The organism is Xenorhabdus budapestensis, from assembly GCF_002632465.1.
Lineage (GTDB): Bacteria > Pseudomonadota > Gammaproteobacteria > Enterobacterales > Enterobacteriaceae > Xenorhabdus > Xenorhabdus budapestensis.
In genome coordinates, this window is record NZ_NIBS01000005.1 from 95656 (window position 1) to 116538 (window position 20883).

Here is a 20883-nt window from a genome sequence, read left to right on the forward strand (position 1 = left end):
TCAGTACCTCTAATATCAGAATTTTTTCTTGGCAAATAACAACCGCGCCAAAATATTAATCAACAGTACACATAAGGTAATCAGTAAAACCCCGGCCCATGCCAGTTGTTGCCAGTCTGAGAATGGACTCATAGCAAATTTGAATATAGTGACAGGCAGATTGGCAATTGGCTGACTGAGGTTAGTGCTCCAGAACTGGTTGGAAAGCGAAGTGAATAACAACGGGGCGGTTTCCCCTGCAATACGGGCGATGGCCAGTAACACACCTGTAATAATGCCCGATATTGAAGCTTTCAACGTAATGGCGGAGATCATTTTCCATTTCGGTGTTCCCAGTGCATAAGCTGCTTCACGCAGGTTATCCGGCACCAGTTTCAACATATTTTCCGTTGTGCGGATAACAATTGGGATTTGTAACAGAGCCAGCGCGATTACCCCTGCCCAACCGGAGAAATGCTGCATTTTCGTCACAACTACCGTGTAAACAAACAGCCCTACAACAATAGAAGGGGCAGAAAGCAGGATATCATTAATAAAGCGGATCACCTCAGCCAACGGAGAACGACGTCCATACTCAGCAAGATAAATACCCGCCATAATTCCCAATGGCGTACCGAATACTGTTGCCCAGAAGATCAAAAGTCCACTACCGACAATGGCGTTTGCCAGCCCACCTCCTTCTGTGTTGGGCGGTGGCGTCATTTCGGTAAATAACGCCAGAGACAGACCATCAATACCTTTAGTGATTGTGGAGATTAAAATCCAAATCAGCCAGAACAAACCGAACGCCATTGTTGCCATAGACAGAAACAGGGCGAGATGATTTTTCCGACGTCGCCAGGCTTGTAACCTATGACGTTTATCAATTCTTACCATTTCAACGCCCCTCATTCCTGGACAGACGCATGATCATCAATTTTGATAACGCAAGAACAATAAAGGTGATAACAAATAAAATCAGCCCCAGTTCCATCAATGCAGAAGTATGTAAACCAGATTCTGCTTCGGCAAATTCATTTGCCAATGCCGAAGTAATACTGTTTCCGGGCATATAGAGGGAGAAACTATCCAGTTGATAGGTATTGCCGATAATAAAAGTCACTGCCATGGTTTCTCCCAGTGCACGCCCCAGCCCCAACATCACACCACCGATTACCCCATTTTTGGTGTAAGGCAGAACGATATGCCAAATCACTTCCCATGTTGTACAGCCAATCCCATAAGCCGACTCTTTCATCATAACGGGAGTTTGTTCAAATACATCGCGCATCACAGAAGCGATATAGGGAATAATCATGATGGCAAGAATGATGCCCGCAGCCAGAATACCAATGCCGAAAGCCGGGCCGGAAAACAGTTCTCCCACGACAGGAATACTCGACAACAGATCACCGACAGGTTGCTGGAAATAAGCAGTAAAAAGCGGGGCAAAGACAAATAGCCCCCACATGCCATAAACGATACTAGGGATCGCCGCCAATAACTCAATTGCCACACCAAGCGGTCGTTTCAACCAATTTGGTGCCAGTTCTGTCAAAAACAGAGCGATACCAAAACTGACCGGAACGGCAATAATCAGAGCAATCAATGAGGTCACTAATGTGCCATAAATCGGTACTAATGCGCCGAAAACCCCCGCAGGTGCATCCCAATCTTTATTCCATAGAAAGGCAAAACCAAACGTCTGCATACTCGGCCAGGCGGCAATGAGCAGCGAGATGATAATGCCTCCCAACAAAAATAACGTCATCAGGGCCGCCAGCCTGACCAGCGTACTGAAAATAATATCACCGTGCTTACCTGGTGCTTTCTGTACTGTCTTATGCATGGTTTTTCTATGTATAGTTTTCCTATGTATAGTTTTATGTTCGGCCATGCGCTCAGTTTCCATTTGGGTTATTTCCCTTCAATAGCATCACTAATACAACAAATCTCTAATACAACGAATTGTTAATACAAGGCATTGCCGTGCTTATCTTTGATGTCATTCTTCCAGGCTGCACGTACCTGTTCGATGACGGCTTTTGGCAACACAGCATAATCCAGCGCCTTCGCTTGCTCGCCGCCCTTCTCATAAGCCCAGTCAAAGAATTTCAGAACTTCTGCCCCATGTGTGACATTTTTCTGCTGTTTATGGATTAGGATGAATGTCGTTGAAGTGATCGGCCACGCATTTTCACCAGGCTGATTAGTTAAATCCTGTGCGAAACTTTTTTTCCAGTCCGCCCCTTTTGCTGCCGCACTGAAATTAGTTTCTGTAGGAGCGACAACTTTTCCATCAGCGGCTACCAACTTGGTATAAGCGAGGTTATTCTGTTTCGCATAAGCATATTCAACATAACCAATGGAGCCTGGCAGACGCTGGACGAACGCCGCAATGCCATCATTGCCTTTACCACCCAGCCCGATCGGCCATTTCACTGTAGAACCTGCCCCGACTTTTGCTTTCCAGTCGCTGTTCACTTTGGACAGGTAGCTGGTGAAAACAAAGGAAGTACCGGAGCCATCCGCACGGCGAACCACTGCAATATTTTGCTCAGGTAGTTTGAGATTCGGATTCAATTTCGCAATGGCGGGATCATTCCATTTTTTGATGTTTCCCAAATAGATGTCACCGAGAGTCTTGCCATCTAATACCAATTGGCCGGACTTGATACCCTGAAGGTTCACCGCCAGCACAATACCGCCAATCACGGTCGGAAACTGGAATAAACCTTCAGAAGCCAGTTTGTCATCAGTAAGTGGGGCATCTGATGCACCAAAATCAACCGTGTTGGCAATAATCTGTTTTACACCACCAGAAGAACCAATACCTTGATAATTGATTTTATTACCAGTCTCTTTTTGATAAGAATCTGCCCACTTGGTATATATCGGTGCCGGGAATGTCGCACCAGCTCCCGTCAAGCTGGTAGTTGTAGCAAATGAAGACAAAGACGTCATAGCAAATACTGTTGCCATGATACCTGCCGCGGTGATACGCATTGATTTCATACATCCTCCTGCTGAGATACACATCATTCATTAAAAACAACTTTCAACAACGTCAACAGTCTAGTTTTTAGGTAAAAAATGGTTCAGGAAGGAAAAATAAGTCAACTTAATGACAGTAAAATGTATGAATTATGACATTTTTATGACAGTCATTCAGAAATTCCCGCTACTATCTCATTCATACTCATATCCCATAGCCTGAATTTCATCAATTCAATGTCATGACTTGTCATCTACGGGTCTGTTCATAATACGTGTAAAATATTGGCATCGTATGTTTTCAAACGCTGACGGGAACTGGCTTCGGATTTAGGTCATGACTCCAAAGCGTTATAATGATGTTTTTCAATATAGGCACCAATAAGTTTTTCATGAATTTCTATTGAGCGTGAATAACAAATAGTTCTTCTTGCTAATCGTTTGATATGAATGCGTAGAGTCAGATTACGTCGCTCTATATGCTGGGTAAAAATTTTTCCCACCAAATGTTTTTCTGGTTCAATTTCCAAGTCATCAAGGGAGAATCCGTTGCCGTTATTTCACTATGCCAACATCTTACACGTATTATGAACAGACTTGATCTATGGCTGATGGTTCCATAACTAATGGTTCGGTCGCCAATGGAATATAGGCGCGAATGGATAACCCACCTCTCTCACTTCTGCCCATGTCAAGATAACCGTGATGTTGGTTGATGATGCGGCGGATAATAGCAAGCCCCAAGCCGACTCCACTATTATGATGATGGAGTTTATTACTGTAACTCTGTTTTCCCTGCATGAAAGGCTGAAACAAAGTCGCTGCTTCTTCTTGTGTTATACCTGTCCCATTATCTTCTATTTGAAACCAGCCAAATTGTTCAGTGGCTCCACTACTGATGCGGATCCAGCCGTTGCCATAACGATGGGCATTGGTGAACATATTCGCCAAAACACGTTTAACTGAAAGTGGATTAGCCATAATGAAAACAGGAGCGGCGGACAGGTTATCTTCGATATTTTTTCCGGTACTATTATTTTCTGTACTCGCCTTCTCTGCCATTACTCCTTTTTCTGCGCCAATCACGTCCTCAATAAGTTGGTTTAATTCACAGCGAACTATTGAGGTATCCAGCCCAGACCGCTGATAATCGATGAATTGATTAATGATTGCGTTGCACTCTTCAATATCACGATTAATCGACTCACACAGGAAATCATCTTCTCCACCAATCAATTCGATCGCTAACCGTATACGAGTCAGTGGAGTACGTAAGTCATGGCTTATGCCTGCCATAAAAATGACACGCTCATCCTCCAACGATTTAATCCTCATCGACATTTGATTAAATGCCCGGATAACCGACTGTATGGCAGGTGCTCCCGATTCAGGTAATGCCGTAACGACTTTCCCTTTTCCCATCTTTATTATTGCTTTCTGTATGGCGGTTAAAGGCTGTTTTTGGGCACGCAGGTAAAAACCCAATACCGTAGAAACAGACAGTACTGTCATCAACACACTGATAAAGACATACGGTAACACGCTGATAAATGATATTTTTTCCAATACTGATAATTTTGCCAGTACTAATAATAGTAGATAAGCAGCCAGATAACTGACCATCAGGCTACCCAACAGCATTGCCAACATCCAATACACGACACGGGGGAATACACCATGCAGTAGGAGCCTGAGTTTTTTCATGCTTTACTTCCAATTATGCTTTACTACAATTTATATATGTCTTTCTACTTATTGTTTTATACTCAACAACTTACGCCTTTACTACCATCAGGAACAAAAACATATCCCAGTCCCCAAACAGTCTGGATATAACGGGGATGGGTGGGATCTTCTTCAATCAAACGACGTAAACGGGAAACCTGCACATCAATGGAACGCTCCATAGCACCATACTCTCTGCCTCGTGCCAGACTCATCAGCTTATCCCGTGATAAAGGTTCGCGGGGATGAGATACCAATGCTTTCAATACAGAGAATTCACCACTGGTCAGGGACAACTGCTCATCTTTATGAAACATTTCACGAGTCCCAAGATCCAGCTTAAACTTACCAAAGGTCACTATCGCGTTATCCGGTGTCGAAGCGCCAGATAATTCATTAGAGTGACGGCGCAGGACAGCACGGATACGTGCCAATAGTTCTCGCGGGTTAAAAGGCTTTGCAAGGTAATCATCTGCACCGATTTCCAGGCCAACAATCCGGTCAACTTCTTCCCCTTTCGCGGAGATCATAATGATGGGGATCGGGTTATGCTGACTTCTCAATCTTCGACAAATAGATAATCCATCTTCGCCCGGCAACATTAAATCCAGTACAATTAATTGAATAGATTCTCTGGTCAACAAGCGATCCATCTGCTCTGCATTTGCAACACAACGAACTTGAAAACCCTGCTCCGATAAATAGCGCTCAAGCAATACGCGCAAACGCATATCATCATCAACAACAAGGATTTTATAACTCTCTTGCATTTTTCAGCTCCCAAGATGTTCCATGCTCGCAATATCCATTATTCTCACAGAAAACCCATGCTCTAAAAGACACTAAAGTCATGTATTCTAGGAATATTTATAATATTGGCAATAATTGCTTATGTTTCTGTTTCTCATCCTTGTTTTCTTGTTTCCACTTACACCTAATTTTTATGCTTCCAATGGCTGGTAACTAATTTCCAATATCCAGTAAACCGCCTTACCATTAGGTGTCATGACGGTAATTTCATCATCGACCTGCTTACCAAGCAGCGCCCTTGCCACAGGTGAATCAATTGAAATCCATTTTTTGGCAGGGTCAAATTCATCCGGCCCCACTAAGCGAAAAATATATTCTTCGGCGTTTTCGTTTTCGACTTTAACCCAGGCTCCAAAAAAAACTTTTCCTTCCTGCCGCGGATCAGCATCCACAATTTGCAGAACATCCAATCTTTTGGATAAAAAACGCACACGACGGTCAATTTCCCTTAACCTTTTTTTACCATAAATATATTCTGCATTTTCTGAACGATCCCCCAACGCGGCTGCATCAGACACAGCTTGAGTGACTTTTGGGCGCTCAATTTTCCAGAGATACTTCAGTTCCTGATCAAGCGCCTGCCAGCCTTCTCGGGTAATGTAGTTACTTTTGCCCATGAAAATCCCACTTGAGAAAATATGATTAATGGCGCAGTACTATATCTTAACCGTACAGATATTCGATGAATTCTGTCGCAACCTGACAGAAATATTGTGCTATACCTGATAGATTTCGAGTTGTATCACAACAACAAGTAACAGCCGAACAACCGGAGGCAACCAAACGGGTAAATACCACCAATAAAACAGGCAACTTGAAAGACGCAGAGTATAAACTGGAAATTATCTCGCTCTATACGTATATAATGGAGTCAAGTTTGAACCCTGTCAGGATCTATACTTAATGGATTTCAAGTTGCTGCCAGCAAAAAGCAATTTGAATGAAGGGTAGATCAGATAAATTTGGCCCTGTCTGCTGATATCTACAGGCGCTGAGAAAGTTGAAGAAAACAGACCATGAATGAATCTTTAAGTCGAATCATTGCTGGTGAGCTACAGGCTCAACCACAACAAGTCCTAGCAGCCATTACCTTACTTGATGAAGGAAATACTGTTCCCTTTGTTGCCCGTTACCGTAAAGAGGCCACTGGTGGTCTGGATGATACACAGCTTCGCCAGCTTGAAAACCGCCTTGGTTATCTACGCGAACTGTCAAACCGTCGCCAGACTATCCTGAAATCTATTGAAGAACAGGGAAAATTAACGGATGAACTGGCTGAAGCCATTAATACCACTCTGAGCAAAACCGAACTGGAAGACCTCTATCTGCCCTATAAACCTAAGCGCCGTACCCGTGGGCAGATTGCCATTGAGGCAGGGCTAGAACCATTGGCAGATCTGCTATGGCAAGACTCACAGCAAGAACCGGAATCGGCTGCAACTGCTTATGTTAACGCTGACAAAGGCGTTGCAGATACCAAAGCCGCATTGGATGGTGCCCGCTATATCCTGATGGAACGTTTTTCTGAAGATGCCTCTTTGTTGGTGAAAATACGTGAATACTTGTGGAAAAATGCACATCTGGTTGCCAAAGTTGTTGAAGGTAAAGAGGAAGAAGGTGCCAAATTCAGCGATTACTTTGATTACCATGAAGCCATCGCCTTTGTACCATCCCACCGCGCCCTTGCCATGTTCCGCGGACGCAATGAAGGTATCCTGCAACTGTCCCTGAATGCTGATCCTCAATTTGAAGAAGCACCTAAGGAAAGTTATTGCGAACAGATCATCACAGAGCATTTGAACCTGCGCCTGAATAACGCACCAGCTGATAATTGGCGCAAGGCTGTCGTGAACTGGACATGGCGCATTAAGGTGCTGTTGCATATGGAAACCGAACTGATGGGGACGCTGCGCGAAAAAGCTGAAAATGAAGCGATCAACGTTTTCGCCCGTAACCTGAACGATCTGTTGATGGCAGCACCTGCGGGTATGCATTCCACAATGGGATTAGATCCGGGTCTCCGCACAGGAGTAAAAGTTGCGGTCGTAGATGCGACAGGCAAACTGCTCGCTACGGATACCATTTACCCACATACTGGCCAGGAAAATAAAGCAGCGGCAGCCATTGCAGCCCTATGTACCAAACACAATGTTGATCTGGTAGCTATTGGTAATGGTACTGCATCCCGTGAAACAGAACGCTTCTTTGCTAATGTTCAGAAACAGTATCCTGACGTCACTGCGCAAAAAGTCGTGGTCAGCGAAGCGGGCGCATCTGTTTACTCCGCTTCAGAGCTAGCCGCGCAAGAATTCCCTAATTTAGATGTTTCGCTGCGTGGTGCTGTCTCCATCGCCCGCCGTTTGCAAGATCCCCTGGCAGAACTGGTGAAAATCGATCCTAAATCCATTGGTGTCGGTCAGTATCAGCACGATGTCAGCCAAACCCTACTTGCCAAAAAACTGGATACAGTCGTTGAGGACTGTGTAAACAGTGTTGGTGTCGATCTGAATACTGCATCAGTTTCCTTACTGACCCGTGTAGCCGGCCTGACTCACTCTGTCGCCCAGAATATCGTGAATTGGCGTGATGAGAATGGTCGTTTCAACAACCGTGGAGAATTGTTGAAAGTTCAACGCCTTGGGCCAAAATCCTTCCTGCAATGTGCGGGCTTCCTGCGTATTAATCAGGGCGATAACCCGCTGGATGCTTCCACCGTTCACCCTGAAGCCTATCCGGTCGTTGAAAAAATTCTGACAATAACAGAACAGACTTTGCCGGAACTGATGGGCAACCCAGCCGCTCTGCGCAGTTTGAAGGCTCAGGATTTCACAACTGAAAAATTCGGTATTCCGACAGTAACCGATATCCTGAAAGAGTTGGAAAAACCCGGTCGTGATCCACGCCCTGAGTTCAAAACAGCCACTTTCGCCGACGGTGTTGAAACAATGAATGACCTGCAAGCAGGTATGATTCTGGAAGGCACTGTCACCAATGTCACCAACTTCGGTGCTTTCGTTGACATTGGCGTGCATCAGGATGGATTAGTGCACATTTCTTCCCTATCCGATCGCTTTGTGGAAGATCCACACACCATCGTGAAAACAGGTGATATCGTGAAAGTCAAAGTGATGGATGTTGACCTGAACCGTAAACGTATTGCACTAACGATGCGCCTTGATGAACAACCAGGTGAAGCACCAGCTCGCCGTGGCAACACTCAGGGAGGCAATCGCCATGAACATAACAGCAATGAACGCAGCAAAAATGGCAAAGGTCGCCATAACTTCCGTTCATCAAACTCTGCACCATTGACCAACAATATCATGAGTGATGCATTGGCCGCCGCCTTTGATAAAAAACGTTAATTTCTTTCTATAAATCATTTCCTGAACTGGCCCGAAAGGGTCAGTTTATTCTGGTAGATAAGACGAATTTTAATTAATGTAATCTTATTTCTATTTCTGAAAATATTTCTCAATCATATACATAAAAAAACATAACCTTCGTTATGATGATTTTTTTATTGGTAATGTAATAAATTTAAATAAGTGATAACGGCTGACGTCCCTCATTAATAACTCGTATAATTCATCCCGCAATATATTTAATAATAAATATATTTCATAATAACACATACCATAATAATGGTAATTTATTTAATAAAATTAAAAACATAGCAAAAATTTAAATTGTTAAGGAATAATTTATGAATAAATATGTCCAAAGCAGTTTTGACTTACTCAGCAATATAAGATTTTTCAACCTTGCCACTAACGATCCAGACGCAGAATCAGTTTGGTCATCAACGCTCTTTTATATTCCTAAATACAATCCATTAAGTTTAATTTGGTACTCAAAACAAGATACCCGACACTCTCAGGAGCTGTGCATGAACCCTTGTGTCAGCGGTACAATATACAGCAGCATCACCATGCCGGACTCAACGCTGATACTCGCAGGCTCTCAATTTATTGGCCATGCTTATCAAGTCCCCGACGACGAATTACAAGAAACATATGACTACTTCTTCCTGAAAACTTATCCAGATGAGAATATCAGAAAGAAAAAATCCCGCCCTATCACTGATTATTATGGTAATGCGATACGCCGTTTCTACGAATTGAAAATTGAAGCATGGTGGGTATATGACTCAACACTTTGGAGTGACCACCAGGATGATGCCCGTGTTCCGGTGCCATTAAGTGACCTGCTTCATCCACCAAAAAATTAATGAATAAAACAAAATACATTTAAAAAATTCATATAAAAAATAAATATCAACAAGCTCCATTTCTTATTGGAGCTTGTTATTAGCTCCCCTTATACATTCTTTACATAACTTTAATTTCAATAAAATCACCATTAATCTGATTAATATCAATTTATTCCATCATCATTCGTGATAGACACATAGTATTGGTATTGCATATTATTCTCATTAGTACTTTAATTCAAAATAATTAATGTACTTTTTTCTTGTGAATTTTACTTTATTGAGGATAATAATTCTCATAATCACTACCTTTCTAATTTTAACGGAGTGTTATATGTTATTGACTCCAAATCAAAGCTATAAAATTCTGGGATTCTTTCCGCAGATAAATCCAGCATACAGACAGAAGTTATTGTCTCTGGGAATGTTGCCCGGCTCCACATTTCAGGTCATCCGGGTAGCCCCCTTGGGCGATCCTATTCAAATAGAAACACGCAGAGTTAATCTTATCCTCCGTAAAAAAGACTTAGCATTCCTCACATTAGCAGTAAATCCAGCAGAATGAAGTCTAAGTTCAGTCCAGGCTGAATGTAATGACGTGCAATATTCCTGAGCAGTAAAAAAATATGATGAAGCAATTAACTATAGGTTTGATCGGTAATCCCAACTCTGGGAAAACCACTTTATTTAACCAACTTACAGGCTCCCGACAACGAGTCGGCAACTGGTCTGGGGTTACGGTTGAACGTAAGACCGGGCATTTTTCCACCCAAAACCATCAAATAGACCTTGTAGACCTTCCCGGTACTTATTCTCTTACTACCATTTCTGAACAAACTTCGATTGACGAACAAATTGCCTGCCACTATATACTGAGTAGTGAAGCCGATATGTTTATCAACGTTATTGATGCTTCGAATCTGGAACGCAATCTCTATCTTTCGCTGCAACTTATCGAGCTTGGTATTCCCTGTATTGTTGCCCTGAATATGTTGGACATCGCCAAAAGCCAACATATCAACATTGATATCGCGACACTGAAACAGCACCTTGGCTGTCCGGTAATTCCGCTCATTTCTACCCGTTCTACAGGGATAGAAGCTCTGAAAGATGCTATTGACCAATATCAACAAACTCTTCGGCCAGTGTTGGTTGATTACCCTAAAACTTTATGGCAGGAAGTCGATCTCCTTGTCGGCCAGATCTCAGAGAAATTCAATCCACAACAACGTCGTTGGCTCAGCTTACAGGTACTGGAAGGAGATATTTACAGTTTTGCACGTTCGGGGCTGACTCAGGAGCAACTGACTGAAAGTAAAACTCGCCTGCAACAACAACAAATTGAAGAGCCGGAGCTTATTATTGCTGATGCCCGCTATCAAACGATTAACGCACTGTGTATGGCAGTCACTGATATCCACTCCGCAATTCCCAATAAACTGACTCAGACGATGGATAGAATTATCCTCAATCGCTGGCTGGGTGTACCTATCTTTCTGTTTGTCATGTACCTCATGTTCGTACTGGCGATTAATATTGGTGGTGCCTTACAACCCATCTTTGATGGTGCTTCTTCTACTATTTTTATAGATGGTATGCAGTGGCTCGGCCATACACTCCACTTCCCCGGCTGGCTGACTATTTTCCTTGCGCAGGGCATCGGTGGTGGTATCAATACCATGCTGCCATTGGTTCCGCAGATCGGCATGATGTACCTGTTTCTTTCTTTCCTTGAAGACTCTGGCTATATGGCTCGGGCAGCATTTGTGATGGACAGATTGATGCAGTCCTTGGGATTGCCGGGTAAATCCTTCGTCCCATTGATTGTCGGCTTTGGTTGTAACGTCCCTGCCGTGATGGGTTCCAGAACGCTGGATGCGCCACGCGAAAGACTGATTACTATCATGATGGCACCATTTATGTCCTGTGGTGCTCGGTTGGCTATTTTCGCCGTCTTCGCCGCAGCCTTCTTTAATAAACATGGCGCAAGTATCGTCTTTTCTCTGTATATCCTCGGTATTGTCGTTGCTATCCTGACAGGCTTGCTGCTTAAATTCACCATAATGCGTGGAGAAGCATCACCTTTTGTCATGGAGCTGCCGGTATACCATGTTCCCCATGCCAAGACCCTGCTAATCCAGACCTGGCAACGTCTGAAAGGATTTGTGATCCGTGCGGGTAAAGTGATTGTCGCCGCCAGTATGCTTATCGGCGCTCTCAATAGTTTTTCTTTCTCTGGCAAGACCGTAGACAATATCAACGAATCTGCTCTGGCATCAGTCAGTAAAGTCATCACTCCGATCCTTCAGCCTATCGGTGTACATACTGATAACTGGCAGGCAACCGTCGGCCTGATCACGGGAGCAATGGCAAAAGAGGTCGTTGTCGGTACACTGAATACGCTTTATACCGCTGAAAATATCACTAAACAGCCATTCAATCCGGATGAATTCAATTTACTGGATGAACTGAAAGGTTCAGTGACAGAAACATGGGATAGTCTGAAAGAGGCATTGACTCTCAGCGCTCTGTCTAACCCTATTGAGGCCAGCAAAGGCGATGGCGATATGGACAGTAGCTCTATGGGAGTGATGAGCGTTAAATTTGGTTCAACTATCGCAGCCTATAGTTACCTGATTTTTGTTCTGTTATACGTTCCCTGCGTTTCTGTCATGGGAGCTATTGCCCGTGAGACCAGCCGTGGCTGGATGACTTTTTCCATTCTATGGGGATTAAACGTCGCCTATTCTCTGGCTGCACTGTTCTATCAGGTCGCGACGTTTTCTGCACATCCGCAAAGCAGCTTGCTCACTATTTTGGCTGTCATTCTGTTTAATATATTCGTCCTTATCGGTTTACGTCGCGCACGCAGCAAAGTCACAATTGCACTCAATAGTACCCAAGACCATAGTACCAAAGACCGGAGCTGCGAATGTTCCGGCGGTAGCTGTCACTAGGAGCCATTATGATTAGCCTGTTGCAAATCCGGGATACCGTTGCCCTTAATGGACGTACCGACGTAAGATCGTTGAGCCATCAGCTTTCAGCACCACAGTCCACGGTTGAAGCCATGCTCAAGCAGCTGGTGACAATGGGTAAATTGGAGGAAGTGGATATTTCCTCCTGCCTGAGTGGTGGCTGTAAGCAGTGCCCGGAAACACAAAAATGCGATATTAAGGCGTATCAATTGGTGATAAGAGATTAAGCAATATCTCATATTTCCCCTCTTAGGAATACTTAAGCAGCTTGCCGAAAACAGACAAATGTCATATATTAATTGTGACATTTGTCATTTTTGGGGAGTGATTTATGAGAATCTATGTACCAAATAATACGATCAGTAAGAAAGCTCTCTGGCGCTCTGTTGGACTACCAGCAAACCGGGGAAGTGATCTGATCGAAACCTTACAAGCCGGATTACCACTTGATGTGCTGGATAATCTTCATCGAGACTCAGAGATATCTAAAGCCGACATTCTTCGCATTGCTGGTATCAGTGAACGTAATGTTGCACGTCGTAAAAGTTCTAGTCGCCCATTTTCACCCGATGAAAGCGAACGTATAGCTCGCTTGGTTCGCGTGTTTGATGCAGCCATCAATTTCTTCAATGGTGATAAAGAAGCGGCCTATCATTGGCTCAAGGAGCCTGTTAAAGGGCTAGGCAATATTGCACCGATTTCCCTTATCTCAACAGAAAGTGGTGCACTTGAAGTGATGGACCTCATTGGCCGACTGGAACATGGTGTTATTGCATGACTTTTTACCGATTAGTAAAATCCATTCATGCCAATGAAGCATGGACGGGGTATGGAGCCAAAAGATTTGGTGGGCGCTGGAATCATAAGGGATACCATGCTGTCTATGTGTCCAGTTCCATCGCCCTTGCTACACTAGAACTGTATGTCCACACCTCAAAAGAAAGCCTTCTTGAAGAATACCAGCTATTTTCTATTGAGTTAGCAGATAAAAATGTGGATTACTTGGATCACAGCTATCTCCCTGATGACTGGAGGCGTGACCCCGCACCTGTTTCAACCATGGATATAGGTAGTGGCTGGCTAAATGCGGCAGAAAATGTTGCCCTGATAATTCCTTCTTGTATTGTTCCTTACGAAAACAACGCCATTATCAACCCAAACCACCCTAAATTTTCCAAATCCATTGAATCAGTTAAAGAATTAAACTTTACATTCGACCAACGCCTAATTCGTTAACAACAGCACGGTAATTCACTTAACCATCATGATAAATTGAAAAATAAAAACCGTTTTCTTATTATTTCATATGCAGTTCTATCATTATTATTAATAACCTGAGGATACTAATATGCCTAAAGAGTTATTTGCTGCAACAATCGAATCTGCTGGTCACCTTAAAATGAAGTGCTCATCTCGGGGTTTTACCTTTCATGTGGATGAACCCAAACATCTGGGTGGAACAGATGAAGCCATGAACCCTGTGGAAGCACTTCTTTCAGCTTTCGGAGCTTGTCAGTGTATTGTGGCGAAAAGTTTTGCCCGCAAACATAAAATCAATTTGATCGATATTCAGGTAAAAATGGAAGGCGAATTGGATACCGACGGTTTCACAGGTAAAAATAAAAACGCCAAAATCGGTTTTTCCAAAATCACGTCAAAATTTTATATAAAGGCAGATAATACTGACCAAGAAATTCACGACTTTATTCAGTTTGTAGAAAGTAATTGCCCTATACTCGATACTATCGTCAATACGCCGGAAATTGTGACTGAAGTTTATCCTGTCAGATAAATGATCAATTCTCCGTAATATTTATTACCCATAACATTGTTGTTATGGGTAATTTTTTTATATGTAATTATGAGTAATTGCTATTTTGAGTAATTATCAATAAGTAATTTCACCACCCACAAAATCCATTAATACATCCACAAATTCATCAGGATGAGAAATAAATGATGCATGAGCCGCATTACGCATAGTGACAGAGCGCGTATGCGACCACTGACTGTCAAGCAATGCAGCAATCTTGCGCGGTACTAAACCATCAAGATAACCATAGATGCGCAAGAAAGGTAATTGAAGCTGTGCCAGTTCAGCCCTCAAATCCTCCGTGCGCAGAATTTCCAGCCCTGCGTTGAGCACTTCCACGGTCGGCATCGGTTGATTCAATACCACCGATTTCAGTAAACGAGCATCCTGGCGGGCACTATCCGTCCCCAACGTTTGCAGTGCCAGAAAACGCTCAACAGTCTTCTGGAAATCTTCGCTCAGTTGGTGTTTGAAAGCGCTCAGAACAGTTGGTTTGATTCCCGGCCAATCCCCGTCTTCACTGAATTTTGGGGAAGATGCTACCGTGATTAATCCCGCCACTTGTTCAGGATGGTTTAATGCAATCTGACTAGCAACCAATCCTCCCAGCGACCATCCAAGCCACAGGGCATTTTCTGGTGCCTGTTGCCACACTGTCTCCGCCATCTCTTTCAGTGTCATAGCCGGATACGGCTGACTACGGCCATATCCCGGCAAGTCCACTAAATGTAAACGAAAATGCGAAGCCAATCGTGTTTCTACTGAACGCCAAACTTCAGCATTCAGCCCCCATCCGTGCAGCATCACAATATCACGAGGAACTTCACCTAAAGTCTGCCAAAACAACTTACCCATTGTTATTCTCACCTTATTTGTCATCAGGGATTTCTCATCAAGGAAGAAAACTATGCTAACAATGGTTGGATACTGTTGGCTATGCCATCAAAATTTGTATTTTGCCCATCATGGAATCTGCCATATCTGCAACCAGAGACTAAAACGATTAGAGCGTGTTTGTCCGCGTTGCGCGTTACCTGCCGAATCCAATAATTTCCTCTGTGGCCGCTGCCTAAAAGATCCACCACTGTGGCAACGGCTTATCGCTGTTACTGATTACGTTCCACCGTTGAACCAGCTTATCCGCCGCTACAAATATCATGGTGCACCACAAATAGCGGCAGTATTGGCTCGCCTGTTTCTTCTGCATTGGCTGCAAGGTTATCGTGATGGCCGTTGGAACAAACCGGATTGTATACTTGGCATTCCCCTGCATCACCAAAAGCGCTGGCGGAGAGGGTTTGACCAGGTTGAACTCATCATCAAACCTTTGGCACGCTGGTTGCAATGCCAATATCAACCTAATCTTTTACAACGCACACGTGCTACACTCACACAACGGGGCTTATCTGCCGCCCAAAGGAAAACCAATCTTAAGTATGCCTTTCAATTGCGCGGCAATTTTACTGATCAACATGTCGCCATTTTCGATGATGTGATCACCACAGGCGCGACTTTGCACGAAACCACACAGTTGTTAATTCGTGCGGGTGCCCGCTCCGTGCAAGCCTGGGCAATATGCCGAACCTTGTAGTTCCTTTATAAATGGGCGTATTATAACCAACTAGAACAGTCAACTATTGAGCAAATGACATGATTAATATTACTGAAGCAGCGCAAGCGCACTTTGCCAAGCTACTGGCAAATCAAGAACCGGGTACACAAATCCGTGTTTTTGTCATTAATCCAGGAACGCCGACTGCTGAATGCGGTGTTTCCTATTGCCCACCTGATGCTGTTGAAGCCACTGATACCGAATTGAAATTTGACAAGCTTTCTGCCTATGTTGATGAAGTCAGCGCTCCTTTTCTGGAAGAGGCTGTCATTGATTTTGTGACTGACCAGCTTGGCTCCCAACTGACCCTGAAAGCACCAAACGCCAAAATGCGTAAAGTGGCAGACGATGCGCCACTGATTGAGCGCGTTGAATATCTCCTGCAATCACAGATCAATCCTCAACTCGCAGGTCATGGTGGCCGTGTCAGCCTGATGGAAATCACCGATGATGGTTATGCCATCCTGCAATTTGGTGGTGGTTGCAACGGTTGTTCTATGGTCGATGTCACCCTGAAAGAAGGGATTGAAAAACAGCTGTTACAGATGTTCCCTGAATTGAAAGGCGTCAAAGACCTGACCGAACATCAGCGTGGCGAACACTCTTACTACTAATTTTATTTTCTGTTCTTAGTAATTCTGCTCACTTGGTTACGCCTTCCCAATGCCAAAATTGGGAAGGCTGTAGAGTTATAAAATAAGATTATTAAGAAACTAACACTTTAAAATGAAAACTTAAGAAATAACGTTGAGTATTTATGGATCATTTTCAAATAATAAGCCCTGAACAAGCCTACCAAAACTGGCTCGATAAAAGCGCTCTGATGGTGGATATTCGTGATCCGCAGAGTTTCCGTGCAGGGCACGTAACAGGTGCATTTCATTTAACGAATGAAACTATCAATAAATTCCTGCAAGACGCCGATTTTGACCAACCAGTCATGGTGATGTGCTATCACGGGCACAGCAGTCAGGGAGCTGCACAGTACCTCATCAATATTGGTTTTGAAACCGTATACAGCGTTAACGGTGGCTTTGACGGGTGGAAAAAAGATTATCCTCATGCTGTTCATTCTGAATAAGTTTTAATCTTTTGCTATTTACTATGGTGTCTTTAAGTACGGTGTCTTTAACTGCGGTATAGTCCGTTTCTGCATAACAAGCTCCTGTGCCATTAACCCCAATTTAAGGCAGATAAAACGCGCAATGATCCATGTAACCTCAATATCTAATCCAAGACTGGCTCAGGCCTTCATTGATTATATGACGACACAGGGTATTCACCTGACCATGCGGCCTGCCAATGAACCGCATGTGGTTGAGCTGTGGCTGGAAGACAAAAGCCAATTAAATTTTGTTGAACAAGAACTCAACAAGTTTGTCCGTGATCCGCTTAATGAACGCTATCAAGCTGCTAGCTGGCAAACAGGTAAATCAAACACGCCTTTGCAATACCATAACAACCTAAGCTGGAACACGCTGAAAAGCCAATCAGGCCCATTGACTATCGCCATAACCGCGCTCTGTATTCTGGTTTATCTCTGGATGCAGTTTGCTGGAATTAATGAAGTTATGCGCTGGCTGGCATGGCCCAACAATGAACAACATCTGGAATTGTGGCGTTGGATCAGCCCCATATTTCTGCACTTTTCATTGCTACATATCTTGTTTAATTTGGTGCTTTGGTGGTATTTCGGCAGTCAGGTTGAAAAAAATATTAACACCGCAAAACTTATTGAAATCACAATAGTTTCTGCACTTTTCAGTGGTTGGGCACAATCACTTTTCAGTGGCTCACATTTTGGTGGGCTTTCCGGTGTGGTCTATGCTCTGATCGGTTATGTTTGGCTGACCGGAGAAATGTCTCCCGGTAAGGGCGTCAGTGCTCCCAGAGGGCTTATCGCCATCTCGGTTATCTGGTTATTCGTTGGCTATTTCAATATGTTTTCACTCAATATCGCCAATGCAGCCCATTTTTCAGGCTTAATCATCGGGTTATTGATGGGATTATGGGACAATTTACGCAAACAAAAAAATTAATAATATTCCAAATAAAGTCAGTCAATTATAATTAATTTAGGTAAAACATTAGGGGAATGTTGTGAAGCAAACGCAGCGACATGATGCAATAATCGAGCTGGTACGTCTTCAAGGTTATGTCAGCACTGAAAAGCTGGTCGAACACTTTGACGTCAGCCCACAAACAATCCGGCGTGATTTGAACGAATTGGCCGACAAAAATAAGATCCAACGTCATCACGGCGGTGCCGCTTTACCCTCCAGTTCCGTCAACACGGCTTACCATGATCGCAAAATTATGTGGTCAGATGAAAAAACCCGCATTGCCCAGCAAGTTGCCACCCAGATCCCAAATGGTGCAACCCTATTCATTGATATTGGCACTACCCCGGAAGCGGTAGCCCACGCATTAATCGATCATCGGGATTTGCGGATTGTCACCAACAACCTTAATGTTGCAACCTTGCTCATGGGAAAAGAAGATTTCCACCTGATTCTGGCAGGTGGCGAAGTACGCTCCCGTGATGGTGGCATCATTGGTGAAGCAACGCTGGATTTCATCTCCCAATTCCGCCTTGATTTCGGTATTCTCGGCATTAGCGGCATTGATTCTGATGGTTCTCTATTAGAGTTCGACTACCATGAAGTCAGAACCAAACGCGCAATTATCGAAAACTCGCGCTGTGTCATGCTGGTTGCAGATCATTCCAAATTTGGCCGCAGCGCCATGGTTAACCTCGGTAACATGAACCTGATCGATTTCCTGTTTACGGATAAAGCGCTACCATCCAACATCCAGAAAATCATCGAACAATATAACGTCAAACTGGAACTGTGTTAAAACCGGGGTTATGTTAGTTATATTTTGTTTATGTCCCGTCTTAAAAAACAGGCGGGCTATTCCCACCATCCGTTTCTCCTGTTCACAACTTCAAACACTCTTTCTTGTATCCTCACAGTAACTCACTACCTCTGATTTGCTTCTGACAATTTCCTTATTAATCTTATATATAAGATAACTATTTGTTATCTGCATCACGCAAATATTTTTTTCCTAGTTAATAGTTGGCGATTGATGAATTTTTGATTACAATTATTGAGCGAAAACGAACATTAAAGAACTGTTTCGAACATTTCAGAGGGTATGCGATGGAAACCAAAGACTTAATTGTAATTGGCGGCGGAATCAACGGCGTTGGTATTGCGGCAGATGCTGCTGGCCGAGGACTTTCTGTCCTGCTGTTAGAAGGCCAGGACTTAGCCAGTGCGACGTCATCAGCCAGTTCCAAACTGATCCACGGTGGCCTGCGCTATCTGGAACATTATGAATTTCGTCTGGTCAGTGAAGCACTGGCAGAACGCGAAGTTTTATTAAAACTGGCTCCCCACATTGCATTCCCAATGCGTTTTCGGCTTCCACACCAGCCACACCTGCGCCCGGCTTGGATGATCCGCCTTGGCCTGTTCCTTTACGATCACTTGGGCAAACGTGTGAGTTTGCCAGGTAGTAAGGGACTAAAATTCGGTACAAACTCAGTTCTAAAACCTGCCATTAGTCATGGCTTTGAATATTCTGACTGCTGGGTTGACGATGCACGTCTGGTCGTGCTGAATGCTCAGGAAGTCCAAAAACATGGCGGTGAAGTCCGTAACCGCACTCAAGTTACCCGCGCATGGCGTGAAAATGGCTACTGGCTGGTGGAAGCCAAAGATCTTGTCACTGGTGAGACTGAAACATGGCAGGCAAAAGGTCTGGTTAACGCGACTGGCCCGTGGGTTAAAAACTTCTTTGATAATGGCCTGCAACTGAAATCGCCTTATGGTATCCGCCTGATCAAGGGTAGCCACATCGTTGTACCTCGTGTTCACGATGAACCTCAGGCCTATATCCTGCAAAACGAAGATAACCGTATCGTATTTGTGATCCCGTGGAATGATGAATTCTCCATCATCGGTACAACAGACGTTGAATACAAAGGCGATCCAAAAGAAGTCAAAATCGACGATCAAGAAATCGATTATCTGTTGAAAGTTTATAATGATCACTTCAAGAAGCAGCTTAGCCGTATTGATGTGGTCTGGACTTACTCCGGTGTGCGTCCACTATGTGATGATGAATCCGATTCACCACAGGCTATCACCCGTGATTACACACTGGATGTTCAAGATGAGCAGGGACAAGCACCACTGCTGTCGGTCTTCGGTGGTAAACTAACGACTTACCGTAAACTCGCCGAACATGCGATGGATAAACTGGCACAGTATTATCCGAACGCCGGCAAGGCATGGACTAAAAATGGCAAACTACCTGGCGGAGAGCTGGAAGGCCATGACCGCGATGGATACGCACGTTTACTGCGTAAACGCTATAATTGGTTGCCAGAAGGAGTAGCGCGACGTTATGCCCGCACTTACGGCAGCAGCAGCAACATTATTCTGAATGGTGCAAACGAGCTGACAGATTTGGGCGAATTCTTCGGTCATGGTTTGTACGAAGCTGAACTGCGTTATCTAGTAGCACACGAGTGGGTCACTCAGTTGGATGATGCGATCTGGCGTCGCACTAAGTTGGGTATGTGGCTGACTGATGAACAAAAACAGCGTATTGCTGACTGGTTGGCGCAAAACGTTAAGTCAGCGCAATCACAAGGCTGATTTAATCTGACCCGTTAAAATGTTTGAAAAATGGCGGTAATCTTCTATCGCCATTTTCTATTTCCACCATAAAAACCTATTTTCAC

Annotated in this window: 21 protein-coding genes and 1 pseudogene; 14 read left to right on the forward strand and 8 right to left on the reverse strand. The window is 43.9% G+C overall.

Translation table 11 applies throughout. The features are described from left to right. Positions 1–15: 15 nt before the first annotated feature. From pstA to greB, 7 genes and pseudogenes are all read right to left on the reverse strand, one after another. On the reverse strand, positions 16–876 hold the full coding sequence (gene pstA, locus Xbud_RS07025) for a phosphate ABC transporter permease PstA (protein WP_244589874.1): 861 nt from the start codon (positions 874–876) through the stop codon (positions 16–18). A gap of 1 nt (position 877) precedes the next feature. Next, positions 878–1828, reverse strand: a complete 951-nt coding sequence (gene pstC, locus Xbud_RS07030; protein ID WP_099135495.1) for a phosphate ABC transporter permease PstC — start codon at positions 1826–1828, stop codon at positions 878–880. Between the two features lie 122 nt (positions 1829–1950). Then, the gene (gene pstS / locus Xbud_RS07035; protein WP_099135398.1) at positions 1951–2994 is read right to left on the reverse strand and encodes a phosphate ABC transporter substrate-binding protein PstS; all 1044 of its coding nucleotides are present in this window, start codon (positions 2992–2994) and stop codon (positions 1951–1953) included. Between the two features lie 314 nt (positions 2995–3308). Then, positions 3309–3509: pseudogene (locus Xbud_RS07040) on the reverse strand (IS1 family transposase); the annotation flags it as partial. Between the two features lie 49 nt (positions 3510–3558). Further along, complete coding sequence (locus Xbud_RS07045; RefSeq protein ID WP_099135399.1) at positions 3559–4677, reverse strand: ATP-binding protein; 1119 nt, start codon at positions 4675–4677, stop codon at positions 3559–3561. Between the two features lie 62 nt (positions 4678–4739). Beyond that, positions 4740–5468 (reverse strand): osmolarity response regulator transcription factor OmpR, encoded by a 729-nt coding sequence (gene ompR / locus Xbud_RS07050; protein WP_099135400.1) that lies wholly within the window; start codon positions 5466–5468, stop codon positions 4740–4742. 171 nt (positions 5469–5639) lie between these two features. After that, positions 5640–6125 carry a transcription elongation factor GreB gene (gene greB, locus Xbud_RS07055; RefSeq protein ID WP_099135401.1) on the reverse strand — a complete coding sequence of 162 codons (486 nt, stop codon included), beginning with the start codon at positions 6123–6125 and terminating at the stop codon, positions 5640–5642. A gap of 399 nt (positions 6126–6524) precedes the next feature. On the opposite strand from greB, the gene Xbud_RS07060 reads away from it, so the two are divergent. The 8 genes from Xbud_RS07060 to Xbud_RS07095 all read left to right on the forward strand — a co-directional run bounded on the left by Xbud_RS07060 (position 6525) and on the right by Xbud_RS07095 (position 14491). Then, positions 6525–8873: a Tex family protein gene (locus Xbud_RS07060; protein ID WP_099135402.1), complete on the forward strand. Its 2349-nt coding sequence runs from the start codon at positions 6525–6527 to the stop codon at positions 8871–8873. Positions 8874–9214: 341 nt separating this feature from the next. Next, the gene (locus Xbud_RS07065) at positions 9215–9739 is read left to right on the forward strand and encodes a hypothetical protein (protein ID WP_099135403.1); all 525 of its coding nucleotides are present in this window, start codon (positions 9215–9217) and stop codon (positions 9737–9739) included. Positions 9740–10055: 316 nt separating this feature from the next. After that, entirely contained in the window at positions 10056–10286 is a 231-nt protein-coding gene (gene feoA, locus Xbud_RS07070; RefSeq protein WP_038261750.1) for a ferrous iron transporter A, read from the forward strand. A 64-nt stretch (positions 10287–10350) separates the two neighbouring features. After that, positions 10351–12678, forward strand: coding sequence for a Fe(2+) transporter permease subunit FeoB (gene feoB / locus Xbud_RS07075; protein ID WP_099135496.1), 2328 nt, complete (start codon positions 10351–10353; stop codon positions 12676–12678). Positions 12679–12686: 8 nt separating this feature from the next. After that, positions 12687–12926, forward strand: coding sequence for a FeoC-like transcriptional regulator (locus tag Xbud_RS07080; protein WP_099135404.1), 240 nt, complete (start codon positions 12687–12689; stop codon positions 12924–12926). 104 nt (positions 12927–13030) lie between these two features. Further along, entirely contained in the window at positions 13031–13477 is a 447-nt protein-coding gene (gene parS, locus Xbud_RS07085; protein WP_099135405.1) for a type II RES/Xre toxin-antitoxin system antitoxin, read from the forward strand. Further along, a complete protein-coding gene (locus tag Xbud_RS07090; RefSeq protein WP_099135406.1) occupies positions 13474–13935 on the forward strand; it encodes an RES family NAD+ phosphorylase in 462 nt (153 codons plus the stop codon). The genes parS and Xbud_RS07090 overlap by 4 nt, the downstream gene beginning before the upstream one ends. Positions 13936–14047: 112 nt before the next feature. Then, on the forward strand, positions 14048–14491 hold the full coding sequence (locus Xbud_RS07095; RefSeq protein ID WP_099135407.1) for an OsmC family protein: 444 nt from the start codon (positions 14048–14050) through the stop codon (positions 14489–14491). 96 nt (positions 14492–14587) lie between these two features. Here the strand turns inward: Xbud_RS07095 and bioH are convergent, their stop codons facing one another. Then, positions 14588–15367 (reverse strand): pimeloyl-ACP methyl ester esterase BioH, encoded by a 780-nt coding sequence (gene bioH, locus Xbud_RS07100; RefSeq protein ID WP_099135408.1) that lies wholly within the window; start codon positions 15365–15367, stop codon positions 14588–14590. Positions 15368–15419: 52 nt separating this feature from the next. Between bioH and gntX the strand changes: the two genes are divergently transcribed. The 6 genes from gntX to glpD all read left to right on the forward strand — a co-directional run bounded on the left by gntX (position 15420) and on the right by glpD (position 20797). Beyond that, the gene (gene gntX / locus Xbud_RS07105; RefSeq protein ID WP_099135409.1) at positions 15420–16103 is read left to right on the forward strand and encodes a DNA utilization protein GntX; all 684 of its coding nucleotides are present in this window, start codon (positions 15420–15422) and stop codon (positions 16101–16103) included. Positions 16104–16162: 59 nt separating this feature from the next. Next, positions 16163–16738: a Fe-S biogenesis protein NfuA gene (gene nfuA, locus Xbud_RS07110; protein ID WP_038264683.1), complete on the forward strand. Its 576-nt coding sequence runs from the start codon at positions 16163–16165 to the stop codon at positions 16736–16738. A gap of 143 nt (positions 16739–16881) precedes the next feature. Then, entirely contained in the window at positions 16882–17205 is a 324-nt protein-coding gene (glpE, locus tag Xbud_RS07115) for a thiosulfate sulfurtransferase GlpE (protein ID WP_099135410.1), read from the forward strand. 124 nt (positions 17206–17329) lie between these two features. After that, complete coding sequence (glpG, locus tag Xbud_RS07120) at positions 17330–18163, forward strand: rhomboid family intramembrane serine protease GlpG (RefSeq protein ID WP_099135411.1); 834 nt, start codon at positions 17330–17332, stop codon at positions 18161–18163. A 61-nt stretch (positions 18164–18224) separates the two neighbouring features. Further along, entirely contained in the window at positions 18225–18983 is a 759-nt protein-coding gene (locus tag Xbud_RS07125) for a DeoR/GlpR family transcriptional regulator (protein WP_099135412.1), read from the forward strand. Between the two features lie 308 nt (positions 18984–19291). Then, positions 19292–20797 carry a glycerol-3-phosphate dehydrogenase gene (glpD, locus tag Xbud_RS07130; RefSeq protein ID WP_099135413.1) on the forward strand — a complete coding sequence of 502 codons (1506 nt, stop codon included), beginning with the start codon at positions 19292–19294 and terminating at the stop codon, positions 20795–20797. The last annotated feature ends 86 nt before the right edge of the window (positions 20798–20883 follow it).